4 protein-coding genes are annotated in these 3,413 nt (G+C 64.0%); all 4 read right to left on the minus strand.

Annotated elements, in window-relative coordinates:
• Window positions 1-34: 34 nt before the first annotated feature.
• The 4 genes from U9J41_RS29145 to sdhC all read right to left on the minus strand — a co-directional run bounded on the left by U9J41_RS29145 (window position 35) and on the right by sdhC (window position 3,405).
• Window positions 35-745, minus strand: coding sequence for a succinate dehydrogenase iron-sulfur subunit (locus tag U9J41_RS29145; RefSeq protein ID WP_322405694.1), 711 nt, complete (start codon window positions 743-745; stop codon window positions 35-37).
• 127 nt (window positions 746-872) lie between these two features.
• Window positions 873-2,651, minus strand: coding sequence for a succinate dehydrogenase flavoprotein subunit (gene sdhA, locus U9J41_RS29150; protein WP_322404969.1), 1,779 nt, complete (start codon window positions 2,649-2,651; stop codon window positions 873-875).
• Window positions 2,652-2,653: 2 nt separating this feature from the next.
• On the minus strand, window positions 2,654-3,022 hold the full coding sequence (gene sdhD / locus U9J41_RS29155; protein WP_322404968.1) for a succinate dehydrogenase, hydrophobic membrane anchor protein: 369 nt from the start codon (window positions 3,020-3,022) through the stop codon (window positions 2,654-2,656).
• A 2-nt stretch (window positions 3,023-3,024) separates the two neighbouring features.
• Complete coding sequence (sdhC, locus tag U9J41_RS29160) at window positions 3,025-3,405, minus strand: succinate dehydrogenase, cytochrome b556 subunit (protein WP_322405695.1); 381 nt, start codon at window positions 3,403-3,405, stop codon at window positions 3,025-3,027.
• Between the last annotated feature and the right edge of the window lie 8 nt (window positions 3,406-3,413).

Raw genomic sequence — 3,413 nt, forward strand, 5'->3', positions numbered from 1 at the left:
GTGCCCACGCGGACGTCATGCATGGACGACCGGCTCAGATCGCCCTGCGCACCAGCAATTCCTTGATCTTGCCGATGGCCTTGTTCGGGTTCAGACCCTTCGGGCACACGTCCGTGCAATTCATGATCGAATGGCAGCGGAACAGGCGGTACGGGTCTTCCAGGTTGTCCAGGCGCTCGGCGGTCGCTTCGTCGCGCGAGTCGGCGATGAAGCGGTAGGCCTGCAGCAGCCCGGCCGGACCCACGAACTTGTCCGGATTCCACCAGAACGACGGGCACGACGTCGAGCAGCACGCGCACAGGATGCACTCGTACACGCCGTCCAGCTCTTCGCGTTCTTCCGGCGATTGCAGGCGCTCTTTCTCCGGCGGGATCGAGTCGTTGATCAGGTACGGCTTGATCGAGTGGTACTGCTTGAAGAAGTTGGTCATGTCCACGATCAGGTCGCGGATGACCGGCAGCCCAGGCAACGGACGCAGCACGATCGGCTGCGTCAGCTCGTTCAGGTTCGTCGTGCACGCCAGGCCGTTCTTGCCGTTGATGTTCATCGCGTCCGAACCGCACACGCCTTCGCGGCAGGAGCGGCGCAGCGCCAGCGAATCGTCGACGTCGGCCTTGATGCGCTGCAGCGCGTCGAGCAGCATCTTGTCGGTGTCTTTCAGCTCGACGGTGACGTCTTGCATATAGGGCTTCGAATCCTTGTCCGGATCGTAGCGGTAAATCTTCAGGTGGACTGTGCGTGCCATGTGTTACCTCATATTCTTAAGTCGTCGGGTGGGCGGCCCTCCGCCCACGCCTGACGTTTGCAATCTGCCAGCTGCCGCGTGGGCTCGGGGGCCCACCCTACCGGTTCGCGCGTATCGAGACAGGTTCTTAGAACGTGCGGGGCTTCGGTTTGAACGTGTCGACGGTGAGCGGCTTGGTCGTGACCGGCTTGTAGTCGAGGCGATTGCCTTCCGAGTAGAACAGCGTGTGCTTCATCCAGTTCTCGTCGTCGCGGTGCTCGAAATCGCTGTGGGCGTGGGCGCCGCGCGATTCCTTGCGCGCCGCCGCCGACACGACGGTCGCCTTGGCCACTTCGATCAGGTTGTCCAGTTCGATCGCCTCGATGCGCGCCGTGTTGAACACCTTCGACTTGTCCTTGAACGAGACGTGCTTGCGGCGCTCGTCCAGCGCCATGATCTCGCGCACGCCCTCGTCCATCAGCGCCTGCGTACGGAACACGCCGCAGTGCTTCTGCATCGTGGCGCGGATCGCGTTGGCCACGTCCTGCACCTTTTCGCCACCGGTCGAGTTTTCCAGGCGGTTCAGGCGGCCCAGCGCGTAGTCGGCGAAGTCCGCCGGCAGCGCGCGGTTGCCCTGCTCCTTCAGGTTCTGCGCGACGATGTGGTTGCCGGCCGCGCGGCCGAACACCACCAGATCCAAGAGCGAGTTCGTGCCGAGACGGTTCGCGCCGTGCACCGACACGCACGAGCATTCGCCGATCGCGTACAGGCCATTGACCACTTTCTGCGAACCGGTGCCGTCCGGGGTGACGACCTGGCCGTGGATGTTGGTCGGGATGCCGCCCATCTGGTAGTGGATGGTCGGGACGACCGGGATCGGTTCCTTGGTCGCGTCGACGTTGGCGAACTTGTGGCCGATTTCCAGGATCGACGGCAGGCGCTTGCGGATCGTGTCCGCGCCGATGTGGCGCAGGTCGAGCAGCACGTGGTCCTTGTTCGGGCCGACGCCGCGGCCTTCCTTGATTTCCTGGTCCATCGAGCGCGACACGAAGTCGCGCGGCGCCAGGTCTTTCAGCGTCGGGGCGTAGCGCTCCATGAAACGTTCGCCGTTCGAGTTGATCAGGATGCCGCCCTCGCCGCGCACGCCTTCCGTGATCAGCACGCCCGCGCCGGCCACACCGGTCGGGTGGAACTGCCAGAACTCCATGTCCTGCAGCGGGATGCCGGCACGCGCCGCCATGCCCAGGCCGTCGCCGGTGTTGATGAAGGCATTGGTCGACGCGGCGAAGATACGGCCCGCGCCGCCCGTGGCGAACACGGTCGTTTTCGCCTGCAGCATCATGACGTCGCCCGTTTCCATTTCCAGCGCGACGACGCCGAGGACGTCGCCGTCGGCATTACGGACCAGGTCCAGCGCCTGCCACTCGACGAAGAAGTGCGTGCGCGAGCGGACGTTACGCTGGTACAGCGTGTGCAGCAGCGCGTGGCCGGTACGGTCGGCGGCGGCGCAGGCGCGCTGCACCGGCTTCTCGCCGAAGTTGGCGGTGTGGCCACCGAACGGACGTTGATAAATCGTGCCGTCCGGGTTGCGGTCGAACGGCATGCCGAAGTGTTCGAGCTCGTACACGACCTTCGGCGCTTCGCGGCACATGAATTCGATGGCGTCCTGGTCGCCCAGGTAGTCGCCGCCCTTGACGGTGTCGAACATGTGCCAGAACCAGTCGTCTTCCGACATGTTGCCGAGCGCGGCGCCGATGCCGCCCTGTGCGGCGACGGTGTGCGAACGGGTCGGGAAGACTTTCGACAGCACGGCCACATTCAGGCCGGCTTCGGACAACTGCAGTGCGGCGCGCAGGCCGGATCCGCCGGCGCCGACGATGACCACGTCGAAATGACGGACGGGGATTGCGGGTTTGATTGCTGCCACGATTACACGCTCCAGAGAATTTGCACAGTCCAGGCGGCGCAGGCGAGCAGCCAGAGCACCGTGGCGATCTGCAGGGTCAGGCGGATGCCGACCGGTTTGACGTAGTCCATCCAGATGTCACGGATGCCGACCCACACGTGGTAGAACAGGCCGAAGAACGTGACCATCGTGAAAAGCTTGAACCACTGGCGGGCGAACAGGCCGGCCCAGCCTTCGTAGGTGAAATTCTGCCCGGTCAGGAACGAGACCAGCAGGATGACGGTAAACACGACCATCACGATGGCGGTGACGCGCTGCGCGAGCCAGTCGCGCATGCCGTAGTGCGCGCCGACGACGAGGCGGCGCTGTCCGATGTTGTTGGGGGTAGCCATGATTAAAACACTCCGAACAGTTTGAGGGCGACCAGCAGGGTCAGGGCCAGGCTGACGACCAGCACCCAGCGCGCGGTGCGCTGCGCGGCGTCCTTGTCGAGGGCCATGTGGTTGTCCATGAACAGGTGGCGGATGCCGGCGCAGAAGTGGTGCAGGTAACCCCAGGACAGGCCTAGGATGACGATCTTCGTGAACGGATGGCTGACGATCCCGGCGAAGTGCGCAAACGAGATCTCGGAACGGACGCTCTGCTCGAACAGGTAGAGCAGGAACGGCAGGAAGAGGAACAGCACGAAGCCGCTGATACGGTGCAGGATCGACACGATGGCTGACGGCGGCTGCTTGTAATTCATCGTGATGTCCGTAATGCTCACATTACGGATCGGCTGCC

Origin of the sequence: Massilia luteola (genome assembly GCF_034420155.1) — a bacterium.
Taxonomy (GTDB): Bacteria; Pseudomonadota; Gammaproteobacteria; order Burkholderiales; family Burkholderiaceae_D; genus Telluria; species Telluria luteola.

What these genes read in the sequence shown, in the direction of transcription:
- U9J41_RS29145 (WP_322405694.1), bottom strand. Translation starts at nt 745, where the DNA reads ATGGCACGCACAGTCCACCTGAAGATTTACCGCTACGATCCGGACAAG.
- sdhD (WP_322404968.1), bottom strand. Translation starts at nt 3,022, where the DNA reads ATGGCTACCCCCAACAACATCGGACAGCGCCGCCTCGTCGTCGGCGCG.